13 protein-coding genes, 1 tRNA gene and 1 other RNA gene are annotated in these 12,579 nt (G+C 67.6%); 6 read left to right on the top strand and 9 right to left on the bottom strand.

What is annotated here, in order from left to right; all coding sequences use genetic code 11:
• Positions 1-37: 37 nt before the first annotated feature.
• On the bottom strand, positions 38-355 hold the full coding sequence (sugE, locus tag QZ853_RS01270) for a quaternary ammonium compound efflux SMR transporter SugE (protein ID WP_295570081.1): 318 nt from the start codon (positions 353-355) through the stop codon (positions 38-40).
• A 300-nt stretch (positions 356-655) separates the two neighbouring features.
• Here sugE and ffs point away from each other — a divergent pair.
• Positions 656-752, top strand: an RNA gene (ffs, locus tag QZ853_RS01265) — signal recognition particle sRNA small type.
• A gap of 91 nt (positions 753-843) precedes the next feature.
• Here the strand turns inward: ffs and QZ853_RS01260 are convergent.
• From QZ853_RS01260 to QZ853_RS01250, 3 genes are read right to left on the bottom strand one after another with little or no spacing between them, the layout of a single operon-like run.
• The gene (locus QZ853_RS01260; protein WP_295570079.1) at positions 844-1,233 is read right to left on the bottom strand and encodes a DUF4440 domain-containing protein; all 390 of its coding nucleotides are present in this window, start codon (positions 1,231-1,233) and stop codon (positions 844-846) included.
• Positions 1,230-1,997 (bottom strand): MBL fold metallo-hydrolase, encoded by a 768-nt coding sequence (locus QZ853_RS01255; protein ID WP_295570077.1) that lies wholly within the window; start codon positions 1,995-1,997, stop codon positions 1,230-1,232. The genes QZ853_RS01260 and QZ853_RS01255 overlap by 4 nt, the downstream gene beginning before the upstream one ends.
• Positions 1,997-2,746 carry a 3-deoxy-D-manno-octulosonic acid kinase gene (locus QZ853_RS01250; protein WP_295570075.1) on the bottom strand — a complete coding sequence of 250 codons (750 nt, stop codon included), beginning with the start codon at positions 2,744-2,746 and terminating at the stop codon, positions 1,997-1,999. The genes QZ853_RS01255 and QZ853_RS01250 overlap by 1 nt, the downstream gene beginning before the upstream one ends.
• A 20-nt stretch (positions 2,747-2,766) precedes the next feature.
• Between QZ853_RS01250 and QZ853_RS01245 the strand changes: the two genes are divergently transcribed.
• A complete protein-coding gene (locus tag QZ853_RS01245) occupies positions 2,767-3,813 on the top strand; it encodes a glycosyltransferase family 9 protein (RefSeq protein ID WP_295570074.1) in 1,047 nt (348 codons plus the stop codon).
• Between the two features lie 79 nt (positions 3,814-3,892).
• On the opposite strand, the gene QZ853_RS01240 is transcribed toward QZ853_RS01245, so the two are convergent.
• Positions 3,893-4,297, bottom strand: a complete 405-nt coding sequence (locus tag QZ853_RS01240) for a DUF6165 family protein (protein WP_295570072.1) — start codon at positions 4,295-4,297, stop codon at positions 3,893-3,895.
• A 173-nt stretch (positions 4,298-4,470) separates the two neighbouring features.
• Here QZ853_RS01240 and QZ853_RS01235 point away from each other — a divergent pair, with 173 nt between their 5' ends.
• Complete coding sequence (locus tag QZ853_RS01235) at positions 4,471-7,485, top strand: autotransporter domain-containing protein (RefSeq protein WP_295570070.1); 3,015 nt, start codon at positions 4,471-4,473, stop codon at positions 7,483-7,485.
• 228 nt (positions 7,486-7,713) lie between these two features.
• Here the strand turns inward: QZ853_RS01235 and QZ853_RS01230 are convergent.
• A tRNA-Ser gene (locus tag QZ853_RS01230) sits at positions 7,714-7,804 on the bottom strand.
• Positions 7,805-7,970: 166 nt separating this feature from the next.
• Here QZ853_RS01230 and QZ853_RS01225 point away from each other — a divergent pair.
• Entirely contained in the window at positions 7,971-8,675 is a 705-nt protein-coding gene (locus tag QZ853_RS01225; RefSeq protein ID WP_295570068.1) for a PP2C family serine/threonine-protein phosphatase, read from the top strand.
• A gap of 64 nt (positions 8,676-8,739) precedes the next feature.
• Here the strand turns inward: QZ853_RS01225 and dnaQ are convergent, their stop codons facing one another.
• From dnaQ to QZ853_RS01210, 3 genes are read right to left on the bottom strand one after another with little or no spacing between them, the layout of a single operon-like run.
• Positions 8,740-9,471: a DNA polymerase III subunit epsilon gene (gene dnaQ, locus QZ853_RS01220; RefSeq protein ID WP_295570066.1), complete on the bottom strand. Its 732-nt coding sequence runs from the start codon at positions 9,469-9,471 to the stop codon at positions 8,740-8,742.
• A 4-nt stretch (positions 9,472-9,475) separates the two neighbouring features.
• On the bottom strand, positions 9,476-9,928 hold the full coding sequence (gene rnhA / locus QZ853_RS01215) for a ribonuclease HI (protein WP_295570065.1): 453 nt from the start codon (positions 9,926-9,928) through the stop codon (positions 9,476-9,478).
• 12 nt (positions 9,929-9,940) lie between these two features.
• Entirely contained in the window at positions 9,941-10,591 is a 651-nt protein-coding gene (locus tag QZ853_RS01210) for a hypothetical protein (RefSeq protein WP_295570063.1), read from the bottom strand.
• An 11-nt stretch (positions 10,592-10,602) separates the two neighbouring features.
• Here QZ853_RS01210 and gloB point away from each other — a divergent pair, with 11 nt between their 5' ends.
• A complete protein-coding gene (gene gloB, locus QZ853_RS01205) occupies positions 10,603-11,367 on the top strand; it encodes a hydroxyacylglutathione hydrolase (RefSeq protein WP_295570061.1) in 765 nt (254 codons plus the stop codon).
• On the top strand, positions 11,364-12,563 hold the full coding sequence (locus QZ853_RS01200; protein ID WP_295570059.1) for a lytic transglycosylase domain-containing protein: 1,200 nt from the start codon (positions 11,364-11,366) through the stop codon (positions 12,561-12,563). Before gloB ends, QZ853_RS01200 begins: the two co-directional genes overlap by 4 nt.
• Positions 12,564-12,579: the final 16 nt, after the last annotated feature.

The raw sequence follows: 12,579 nt of genomic DNA, 5'->3' as shown, positions 1-12,579 counted from the left end.
ACCGGCCTGGCGTAGATAACCCGACGCGGATAAACCCTCAGGTGCTGGAGAGTTTCATCAAAACCAGGCCAAAAACGATAAGTACCGCCGCGCCGATCCGCATCGGGCTGATCTGTTCGCCCAGGAACACGATGCCGACCACGAAAGCACCGACCGCACCGATGCCGGTCCAGATCGTGTAGGCGGTGCCCAGCGGCAGGGTGCGCATGGCTACGGCCAGCAGCCAGAAGCTGGCGATCATGCCGAAGACGGTGACCACGGTGGGGGTGAGCCGGGTGAAGCCTTCGGACTGCTTCATGGACACGGCCCAGACGATTTCCAGCAGGCCGGCGAACAACAGATAGATCCAGGCCATGATGGCCCTCCTTTTGGTAGGGCCAGGCCGTCCTGGTCTTTGATTCCCGATGTGGGGGAGGCCGTTCCTCCTGGCCGGCATTCTAGCAACGGGAGCAATGCCTCGCCGCCCCGGCCGGGAATGGGTTACAGCCGATTCAGTGCGTGAAGCTGGCGTCGGTGGTCCCGCCTGCGCTAGAATGCGCGTCTGCCGTCGGACAACCGATGTGCAGTCCGGCTGTGGTCTCTGGCGCATCGCGCGCTGCTTCCCCTGATCCGTGAACGGGCCGCCCTCCGGGCGGCCAACGTCTCTATGGTGGCCCCGTCGGCCCCTCGCGACGCTAGGTCGAAAACCCCGCCAGGGCCGGAAGGCAGCAACGGTATCGATCGACGCGGGCGCCGAGGTCAGCCGGCGGGGCCATCGCCTTTTTCTGCACTGGGGTCAGATCCTTTTGCATGCCAAAGGGATGTGACCCCGGCTTCGCGTGCTTCGCCCGGCATGGCCCAGCGCTAGCTTGCTTCGGGCGTGCCCTGGTGGAACAGCATCCGCCACCCCTGCGCGTGCCGGCGCCACAGCGAACTGCGCAGCACCCAGCGCTGCGCCTGCCCATCGACGTGATAGCGGCTGCGGTAGCGCACCTGTACCAGGCCATCGGCCACCAGCCGCACCGCGTACTGATCCGACTCGATCCTCACCTGCGCCCGCTCCAGCGGGATCTCCGCCAGCGCGGCCGCACGGCCATGACACTGCCCGGAACTGCCGATCTCGCTGAACTCCTCGTCCAGCAATGCAGCCAAGCGCTCACGGTCGGTGCGCACCTGCGGCGCGTGCAGCGCGCGCTCCAGCGCCTCCAGTTCAGCGGCCAGCGCCGCGTCGGCGGGCTGGCCGGTGCCGCTCACGGCGGATCCTGCACCAGCACGTGCGGCGCCGTCGGGCTGGCCAGCGGCACGCACTGCCCCGGCTGCGCGACACGGTGCCCGCGCGCGGCCAGCGCCGCACCATCGGCCACGCTGGCATAGTGGTACAGCATCATCCGCGCCTGCAGCTCGGCGCTGTACTCACGCTCCAGATCGTCCACGCCGGTATGCGACGGGTTGCCGTGCAGGCCGCAGTCGTGGGCGATCAGCTCATTGTCGCTGGCGAAGCGGGCCAGCATCTCCGGAATTGGGCGGGTATCGCCGCTCCAGGTCAGCGCGCCCTGCAGGCGCAGGCCGTAGGCCGTCTCCGGCCAGTGATGGCGTACCGGGAAGACCTCCAGCCGCACGCCCTCGTGCCAGAACGCCTCGCCGACCACGATCAGCTGGAAGGCATCCCAGAAGTTGGCACCGCCCTCGGCCAGCACATTCGGGTAGTCGCCGATGCGCTTGTGCAGCAGCGGCACCACCGTGGCCGGCACGTACAGGCGCACCTTGCCGCGCCGCTGCGCGCCGAAGAAGGTATCCACGAACAGCCGCTCGAAGCCGGCCACGTGGTCCAGGTGCACATGGGTGACGAACAGCGCCTGCGGCATGTGCCCGTAATGGGCCTTGAATGCGGTCAGGCCTTCACCGCCACAATCGATGGTCAGCCAGGGCCGGCCATCGCGTTCGATCACCGACATCGGCGAACCCAGCTCGACCGCCGACGCATTGCCGACGCCGAGGAAACGCAACGACCAGTCCATCAGGTGCCCCGGTTCCAGGCCATGTCATAGGCGCGGCGCAGCCGCGCGTAGTCCTTCTGCACGTCTTCCACGCTGCGCTCGCCGCGCAGCTTGATCAGCGAACGCAGCAAACGCTTCAGGTTGCGCTCGCGCCAGGCGGTGGCCGGAATGCGGATCACCCCGCGATCGAAGTCGATCAGCCAGCCGTGGCCGTTGCCGTCGAACAGGATGTTGTGCGCGTTGAGGTCGGCATGGTCCAGCCCGGCACGGTGGAAGCGGGCGATCAGCCGTCCGGTCTCCTCCCACGGGGCGCCGCGCCCTGCGACCAATGCGCGGTCGGCCAGCGAGCGCACGCCCTCGATCCGCTCCATCAGGATGGCGGCGCGGTAGCGCAGGCCCTCGCGCATGTAGAACGCGGCGATCGGCCGTGGTACCGGCAGCTTCTTCTCGCGCAGTGCGCGCATCAGCCGGAATTCAGCAAAACTGCGGGTCCGGTCCGAGCCGCGCCAGAGGTACTGGTCATGGCTGATCCTGGCCGCCAGTCCACCGCGCAGGTAGTGGCGCAGCACGCTGGCGCCGAACGGCGCATCGATGAACCAGGCGCTGCCACGACCACCCTCGCCGACCGGCCGGGCCTTGCTGCCCCAGTGCTGGGGCGAGAACAGGCCGACGTCGGCTTGCCGCAGCCGCTCGCGGTCGAACAGAATGGCCCCGATGCCGCGACCCTCGCGGCATGGCGTCAGCGCTTCATTGGCGTCGAATGCGACCATTTCATTGAGTCTAACAACACATGGCATCAGCGTCCTCCTCCTTGTGCCTCCTGCGCCTGTCCGCACTCGGCGATGTCACCCACGTGGTGCCCCTGGTGCGCACCCTGCAGGCCGCGCGCCCGGATACGCCGATCCACTGGATCATCGACAAGGTCGGGCAGAAACTGCTCGACGGCCTGCCCGGCGTCACCTTCCATGCCTACGACAAGAAGAGCGGCATGGCCGGCGTCAAGGAACTGCGCAAGCAGCTGCCACCAGGGCGCTTCGAAGCGCTGCTGCAGATGCAGGTCGCGTTCCGCGCCAACCTGCTGTCGGCCTTCATTCCGGCCGAGCGCCGCATCGGCTACGACCGCAGCCGCTCCAAGGACCTGCACGGGCTCTTCATCAACGAGCGCATTCCCGACCGCCCTGGCATCCATGTGCTCGATGCGATCGGCAGTTTCTGCGAACCACTGGGGCTGCGCCAGACCGAGGTCAGCTGGGACCTGGCGGTACCGCCCTCCGCCTATGAGTGGGCCGCCGCGCAGTGGCAGGACGATGACCGGCCGGTGCTGATGATCTCGCCGTGCTCCAGCCACGTGCGCCGCAACTGGTACGCCGACCGCTACGCCGCCGTGGCCAACCATGCCGTCCAGCGCGGCTGGCAGGTGGTGCTGTGCGGCGGCCGCAGTGAGCTGGAGCGCAGCATGGCCGATGCCATCCAGGCGCAGCTGCAGACCCCCGCACTGGATCTGGTCGGCAAGGACACGCTCAAGCAGCTGCCGGCCCTGCTGGCCCGCGCCAACCTGGTGATGACCCCGGACTCGGGCCCGATGCACATCGCCAACGCGATGGGCGCCAAGGTGCTGGGCCTGCATGCCGCCAGCAACCCACACCGCAGCGGCCCGTACTCGGACCGCCGCTACTGCGTGGACCGCTACGACGATGCCGCACGCAAGTACCTGGGCAAGCAGGCCGACGACCTGAAGTGGGGCACCAAGATCGAGTTCGACGACGTGATGGAACTGATCACCGTCGAGGACGGCATTGCCGCGTTCGAACGCTACGTGGCCGATCACCTGGGGTGACGGGCGCGCCGGGCGCTGGCTTGCGCCCGGCGGTTTCATCCACGCATGGCGTGGATCTACCGTTGCGGGCGGCCGGGGATTACGCGCGCGGCGCGTAATCCTGGTACGACTTCTCTTCCACGTACGCTGAACCCAGCGCCAGATTGATCGCCTTCTTGATGCGCGCGCGCTCATCGTTGCGCAGGTAGACGCTGCGCGCCAGGTCGACGAAACCCTGGTCGAATGCCTGCGCCTTCTCCTTCAGGCGAATGTCGTCCTCGATATCCCACAGCTGCTCGTTGACCGCCTTCAGCTCGGCACGCAGCTTGGCGATGTCCTTCACCGCCGCCGGGTGTGCCATCCAGGTCTGATCCAGCGCCGACAGCTCCCTGCGCACATTGGCCAGCTTGCCCTCGTCGCTGATGCGCTCGGACTTGATCTGCAGGATCGAGATCTTGTCCAGCAGCTCGCCGAAGGACACGGGGACGAGGATTTCAGCGCTCATGGGGGAAGACTCCAGCAAGTGATGCGCACATGGTAACCCGCGCGGCGCGAATGCTCCGCCCCGGCGCCTGCACGGGCGCCCGAGCCCGATGACTGGGGGAGAACCTCCTGCAGCTGCGTTAGCGACCTGGAGAGGCGGCCTGCCGCCCTCGACTCCTTTCCGTGGAATTCCGCATGCATCGATACCCCACCCTCCCCACCCGCCGCGCCACCGTGCTCGGCAGCGCCCTTGTTGCAGCACTGCTCGGCTTCGCTGCCGCGCCGCAGGCCCATGCCAGTGCCTTCCATGTGAATGGAGACACGCTCTACTACACCGGCAACGTACTGGCGACCGATCCGCAGACGCTGGAAGCGTATGCCCTGGCCGCGCAGGCCCGTGGCACGCCGCTGCGCCAGGTGGTGTTCCGCAACTCGCCGGGCGGAGCCGCCTCCGGCGGCGTGGGCATGGGCGCGATCATCCGCCAGCATGGGCTGGACACCGTGCTCGACGGCGGCTGCTACTCGGCCTGCGCCGACGCCTTCGTTGCCGGCGTCAAGCGCAAGGTGACGCAGTTCGGCCTGCTGCCGGCGCACGGCAACTACACGCAGACGGTACTGGGCATCCATGGCGAATCGGGCCCCAATGGTCCTACCCCGTATCCGGGGCAGGACAAGTACATCAAGTACTACAAGGACATGTTCGGCCCGACCGACTTCGCGGTGATCGAAGCGCGCATCGTTCAGGCGCACTATGAACTGACCCAGCAGTCGGGCTTCCTGCGCTACTTCGATCCGAACGCGATGGCCGTGGCCACGCGCTTCTGCCCGACCCGCGACCAGAGTGCGGCGGGCAACTGCACTGCCTACCCCGGCGTGAGCTTCTACAGCGATCGGGTCGTTACCGAAACCGGTTACGTCCAGCCCGGCGACGTGCTTTCCATCGACAAGGAAGTGAGCGGAGACCTCAATCCGAACCTGGCTGTGCGCGGGCGCTACACCAATGCGCTGGCCAACCTGCGCTACTTCCAGCAATCGGCCCCGGACATCCGGCTGGACGACGCCTTCGGTGTGATCGGCATCGGCAAGGGCGGCGTCTGGTCGCTGGATACCGCCTCGGCCGCGCAGTATGTGGTGGCCGATGGTGGCACTCTGCGCCTGCAGCAGAATGGCTGGATCCACCACGCCGAAGCCATCGGCGCCCGCAATGGTGGGCGCATCGAACTGCAGCAGGGCGCACTGCGCAGCCTGACCGTGATCGAACGCGGCGGCGTGCTGACCGGCAACGGCTCATTGAACGCCACGGTCGACATCAACGACGGCGGCACGCTCGCACCGTCCGGGATCGTCATGCGCCCGTACTCGCTGGAAGCGCTGGCGCCGGGTGGCGACGACGTGTTCACCAGCGAGCGCCTGCGGATCGGCAAGGGCCGCTACATCAACCTCAACGACGGCGCGAACCTGGCTTTCCAGGTCGACAGCCAGCGCACCGCGCCGGCACTGACGCTGGAAGAAGCCCGCTACTTCCTGGTCGATGAAGACCCGCAGGCGGGTGACTACAACCTGCTCGGCAACATCAACCGCGCCGTGCTGAGCATTGCCCCCAGCGCCAGGCTGACACTGGACGTCAAGCAGGCGTTCTTCCCGTCGGGGCAGCAGAACCACCTGGTCGGGACCCAGGTGGATTCCAGCGCCCTGCAGCTGCCCGTCGCCCCCTGCGGCCCGTCGAACGGGGAGTACGCCGGCCTGTGGTGCCGTAGCGCCACGCCCGAGTCCCTGACCCGCGCAGCGCCGGTATCAGACTTCATCGAGGGCCGCTTCCAGTACGTCGAGCGCAGTGGAGAGGCCGGCAGTGCGGTCGATCTCACCGCGCCCGGCGCGGTGTTCCGCCCCCGCCACAATTCCCTGCTCAGCTTCACGGTCAACCAGACCGGCAGCGGCATCTGGGTGACCGCCAATCCCTCGTTCGACGACACCCGGCTGTTCGGCAATGCGCAATCCGGCGACGGCCTGGGCATCGCGCTGCAGCAGGCGGCCGCGCAGCGCACGCCGTCGATGAGCGGACTGCTCGGCGCCCTGCAGTTTGCTGACCGCGATGACATCACGCGCCAGGCGGGAGCCTTGCGCGGTGACGCGCACGCCAGCCTGCGCCTGGCCGACAACGCATTGATCGGCAGCATCGGCACTGTCGTGCAGCAGCATCAGGCCGCTTCGCGCAGCGGTGGCGATGCCGGTGGCCTGGCAGCACGGGCCGCGCAGGCGGCCTCGGCGCAATCGGTGATGATCGGCAATCGCCTGTTCAACCAGCTGGCGATGCATCTGGTCGCACCGGTAGAAGCAGATGCCGACAGCAACGATGCAGGGCGCAATCGCGGCCTCTGGGCGCGCGGTTTCGCCAGCCACGGCCGGATCGACGCTGACGATGGCGTCGTCGGCCTGAGCCACACCGTCGGCGGTATCGTGCTCGGCGCCGATACCCGCCTGGCAGACGACCATGTGACCCTCGGCGTCAGCGTTGCAGCGGCCGACATGTCGACCAGGGCCAGCGAAGGCGCAGGATTCACGGGTGATATCCGCGCGCTGGATGTCGGCGCCTACATGGATGCCCTGTATTCGCGCGGCTATTTGTCCGCCGCCGTCCGCTACACCGACCTGCGCCACGATACCCGACGCAGTATCGAGGGCATCGAAGGCCTGCAGGGACCGCCGCGTGCCAAGTACAGCAACGACGCAATTTCCGCACGCGTGGAGCATGCGTTCTCGTTCACCACCGGCAACGGTTTAGTGATCCAGCCGCTGCTGCCGGTGATTGACTACGCGCGCGCCTCGGCCACGCGGTTCAATGAAGGCCAGCAGGCCGCTGCCCTGGTCGGCCGCAGCGGCAGCCTGGAGAGCATCCGCGTCGGTGCCGGCCTGCAGCTACTCAAGACCTTCGAAGACAACAACGGCGAGCGCATCACCCCTCGTGCGCGCGTGGTCTGGCAGAAGGAACTCGGCGATACCCAGGCCCGCTACAGCAGCGGATTCACCGCCGCCCCGGATCTGCTGTTCGGTGCCAGCAGCCAGGCCGTCGGCGAACAGGTACTGGCCTGGAACCTTGGCGTCACCAGCCGCGCCAGCTCGCGCTTGTCAGTGATGGTCGACTACGTGGGCGAACGTCGTGACGGCCAGACCCAGAACGGCATCCAGCTGGGGCTGGGCTATACGTTCTGAGCACGCGCCATTCGCACAGGGCATGGGGATGGCCCACAGGCGTGACATGGAATCGTCGGGTGGAGCAAGCCCCTCTGTTGAGGGGCTGCCCCGACAGGGGCGGGGAGAGGCAGGCAAAGGAACGGGCCCACGCGTTGCTGCGCAACGTGTGGGCGACGCGGCCACGCGCGTCGCGTCCCGCGCCAGATAAAGAAAAAAGCCGCCCATTGGGCGGCTTTTTTCTTTATCTGGCGGAGAGGGGGGGATTCGAACCCCCGAGGCGCTATAAACGCCTGCCTGATTTCGAGTCAGGTACATTCAACCACTCTGCCACCTCTCCGGGTGGTCCCCGGCGGACCGGGGACGCGCATCATACGAGGAAGTGAGGCCGACGACAAGTCATTCCGGCCAATGACGTGAAAATTTCCCGGGTGGATGCCTTGCCGGATGCTTGCGCCCACCCGATGATGCCTGTCTCCCCCGCACGACCCCGCCCGTTGCCCACCATGATCGAATTCGGACACCTCACCCACCCCGGCATGCGCCGCGAGCTCAACGAGGACACCTATTACGGTGACAGCGAGCTGGCGCTGTGGCTGGTGGCTGACGGCATGGGCGGCCACGCCTGCGGCGAGGTGGCCAGCGCGCTCGCCCGCGAGACCATCGTGCGCGAGATCCGGCGCGGTGCGCTGCTGGCGCAGGCCATCCGCACCGCCGACGAAGAAATCATCCGCGCCTCGCGCCGGCGCAACGACACCCTGCCGATGGGCACCACCGTGGTCGCCGCGCGCGTACAGGGCAACCGCTATGAAGTGGCCTGGGTTGGCGACAGCCGCGCCTACCTGTGGCGCGATGGCCAACTGGCCCAGCTCAGCCAGGACCACAGCGTGGTGCAGGAACTGGTCGCGCAGGGCACCCTGACTGCCGAGCAGGCGCGCGCGCATCCGCATCGCAACGTGGTCACCCAGGCGCTGGGCGTCACTGATCCTGCCCATCTGAACGTGGCCACCACCAGCGGCGAACTGCGCCCGGGCATGCAGCTGCTGCTGTGCAGCGACGGCCTGACCGAAGAAGTCGATGATCGCGGCATTGCCCGCACGTTGGCCCTGGAGGACGCCAGCGCGCAGGAATGCGTGGACACGCTGGTCGCCGCCGCGCTCGACGGCGGTGGCCGTGACAACATCAGCGTGATCCTGGTGCGCTGCCATTGACCGGTAAATCCACGCCATGCGTGGATGCGGTAGTGCCGGCCGCTGGCCGGCCCCCCCCGAACGATTACGCGCTGGCCGGCTCTTCCACCTTCGGCCCATCCCACAAGGCGTGGCCGGCCTTCTTGCGCAGGCGTTCCAGGCGGGCAGCATGCGCTTCCTGTTCCGACGCCGTGGCCACCACCCGCGGTCGCGGCAGCAGCGCACTCATATCGAACGCCTGCAGCGCCGCACCGTTGCCACTCGTGTCATCACCGCCCAGCCCGAAGCCGATTTCTTCCTGGCCCGAGGTCAGCGCGATATACACATCGCCCAGGATCTGCGCATCAAGCAGGCCGCCGTGCAGCGCGCGGTGCGAATTGTCCACGCCCAACCGCTTGCACAACGCATCCAGCGAATTGCGCTGCCCCGGGAAGCGCTCGCGCGCCATCGCCAGGGTATCGATCACCGTACAGCGGTCGGTGATCTTCCCGTACTGCGGCCCCAGCAACGAAAGCTCGTTGTCGAGGAAGCCGAGATCGAACGCGGCGTTGTGGATGATCAGCTCGGCGCCGTCGATGAACGCCAGGAACTCGTCGGCGATCTGCGCGAAGGCGGGCTTGTCGTCGAGGAACTCCAGGGTCAGCCCGGTGACTTCCTGCGCGCCCTGTTCGAACTCGCAGTCCGGCTTGATGTACTGGTGGTAGTTGTTGCCGGTCGGGCGGCGCTTGAACAGCTCCACGCAGCCGATTTCGACGATGCGGTTGCCCTTTCGCCACTCCAGGCCGGTGGTTTCGGTATCAAGGATGATCTGACGCATGGGCTCAGTTTACCGGGCTGGAGTCGCGGATCTGGATCGCCGCGTTGCGGGCCAGGGTGTCGACCCGCTCGTTGTCAGGGTCGCCGGAGTGGCCCTTCACCCAACGCCAGTCGATCTGGTGCCGCAGCGTCGCCGCGTGCAGGCGCTCCCACAGTTCGCGGTTCTTCACCGTGTCGCCGCCTGCGGTCTTCCAGTTCTTGCGGATCCAGCCGGCCATCCACTGCGTCAGGCCCTGCCGCACGTACTGCGAATCGGTATAGAGCACGATGTTGCACGGCTCGGTCAGCATTTCCAGGGCCGAAATGGCCGCCATCAGCTCCATCCGGTTGTTGGTGGTATGCGCTTCGCCACCACTCAGTTCGCGCTCATGCCCCTTGTAACGCAGCAAGGCCGCCCAGCCGCCGGGGCCGGGATTGCCCAGGCAGGAACCGTCGGTGTGGATTTCGATGGTTTTCAATACAACTCCAGATCAGGTAACTACGGTGCCGCGCCAGCGCACCGGCACCGGCAACGGTTTCGGCCCGGGCAGGGCCAGCGTGCGTTTTTCCGCATGGAACAGGCAGGCCGCGCGAAGAGGTGCCCAGCCCCCGGGACCGCGGCTGCCGGCGCCCCGCCACAGCGGGCCGAGGTACCGCATATCGTCGCACTCCAGGCCGTGGCGGCCGAGCAGCAGGCGGATCCGCTGCGGCGTGCGCACCACCAGCCCATGCTGGCGCCAGCGCGTGCGGTAGGGGCTGAACGGATTGAGGCTGCTCAACCACAGGTGCCCCCCAGGCATCAGCACGCGCTCGCACTCGTCCAGCAACAGGTCGGCATCAGCGGCGGTGACATGCTGCAGCACGATGGCGTTGACGCTCTCATTGGCCAGCGGCAACGGCAGCGCGCAACGGGTATCACCGGTATAGCCCGGGCCCTGGCGGAACAGGCGCAGGCCACGCCCGCCCAGCTGCACATCCTGCAGCCAAGCTGCACTCGGCGCGATCCACAACCACGGTTGTGCTGGCAATGCCGACAGCTGCGGCAACAGCAACTGACGCTCCAGAACGCGCAAGGCCGCCGCCGGTTCACTGTCGAACCACGGGGCCTGGGTCGCTTGACGGGTGCTCAGCAGCGCGGGCATGGTCCAATTCTATGCGACTGACTGCCCTGCCCGCATTTGCGGATAACTACATCTGGACGCTGATCGACGACGATGGCGCCGCCGTGGTCATCGATCCCGGTGACGCCGCGCCGGTACTCGCGCTGGCCGACCAGGGCCTGCGCGTGGACACGATCCTGCTCACCCACCACCACGACGACCATATCGGTGGCGTGCCGGCCCTGCAGGCGCGTTTTCCCGATGCGCGGGTGATCGCGCCTGTGGAAGAACGCATCCCCACCGCAACCGAACGGGTAGGCGAAGGTGAACGCGTTCAGGCACTGGGCCAGATGTTCCACGTACTATCCGTGCCCGGGCATACCCGCAGCCACATCGCGTTTCACACAGCTGAACATCTTTTCAGCGGAGATTCGTTGTTCAGCCTGGGCTGTGGACGTCTGTTCGAAGGTACGCCGTCCCAGCTTCTGGCATCGATGCGCAAGCTGGGTACCTTGCCCGCGCAACTGCTGCTTTGTTGCGCCCACGAGTACACCGTGTCAAATGCCGTCTTCGCGCGGCATGTCGACCCCGCCAACGCTGCCCTGTGGCAGCGCCAAGAGGAGGCTTTGGCCATGCGCCGCGATGACCGTTCCACCCTGCCGGTAACCCTGGCCAACGAATTCGACTGCAATCCCTTCCTGCGTGTGCACGCGGCGCCGATCCGTGCGTCGGTGTCGGTACACCTGGGCCGTGACGTCGTGGACGACGTCGACGTGATGGCCGGTCTCCGGCATTGGAAAGACGGCTTCCGCGCATGATGCGCCGAAGTCTGCCGCTGGCCCTGGGCCTTGCCCTGGGGCTGGCCGGAACCGCGGGCGCGCAGTCGCTGGGCGTCGGCATCAGTCAGAACCTGACCGCCGCCGCCGCGCTGCCGCTGGACGCGGCTGCGCTGCCGGCCGCCTCGGTGCGCAACGGCCAGGAGATCTTCACCCGCTTCCGCGACGGCTTGGCCGAGCCCAGCTGCGACGCCGAGGCGACCAGCCCCCGCTGGCAGAAGCAGTTCGCCCACGCCCCGTCGCGCCTGGCCAACCAGGATGACGATGCGCTGGTGCTGTTCGGCTACGTGGTCGAGGAGCTGCGCAAGGCCAACCTGCCCACCGAATTCGCGCTGATTCCGTTCGTGGAAAGCGGCTACCGGCCCAATGCCCGCAATGGCAGCGGCCCGACCGGCCTGTGGCAGTTCATCGCCACCACCGCGCGCAACCACCGCGTGCCGATGGTCAATGGCTACGACGGGCGCCTGTCGGCGGTGGATTCGACCCAGGCCGCGGTGCGTTACCTGAAGACCCTGCACGGCATGTTCGGCGGCGACTGGCGCCTGGCCACCATGGCCTACAACGCCGGCGAGTATCGCGTTCTGCAGTCGATGCGCAAGGCCGGCATGAACGCGCAGAACGCCAAGCCCTCGGCGCTGCCCGGCCTGTCGCCGGTTACCCACGCCTACGTCGAGAAGCTGCATGCCCTGGCCTGCGTGCTGGAAGACGTGGAAGACCAGCCGGGCGTGATGGCCTCGCTGGACCGCACCGTGCCTGTGCTGAAGGACCACACCCTGCCGGCCGGCACCAGCGTCCAGCAGTGGGCCGCACAGCGCGCCCTGGACCCTGCCCGGATCGCCCGGCTCAATCCGGCGCTGGCCTCCGGTGGCCGCGCCGCGGGCACCACCCGGGTGCTGGCGCCGGTCTCGGCCGCCAATGCGACGGTAACGGATGCGGCGACCGCATGGGTCGCCAGCGCTGCACCGGTGGCCGCTGCCGTACCCACGCCGCAGGTCGCCAAGACCGTTGCCGCGATCGCCGACCGCCCGCGCAGCCGCCGCCACACCGTGCGTGATGGCGAGTCGGCCTGGACCATCGCCCGCCGCTACGGCATGCCGGTGAAGGCCCTGCTGTCGCTGAATGGCCTGAGCGGCAGCAGCGTGCTGAAGCCGGGCGCGGTACTGCGCGTCGAAGACTGACGCGCACGCCAAGTGT

This window comes from uncultured Stenotrophomonas sp., assembly GCF_913778665.1.
GTDB lineage: Bacteria > Pseudomonadota > Gammaproteobacteria > Xanthomonadales > Xanthomonadaceae > Stenotrophomonas.
Note: the sequence above shows the minus strand (reverse complement) of the source record. Positions and strands in the feature narration are given on the sequence as shown.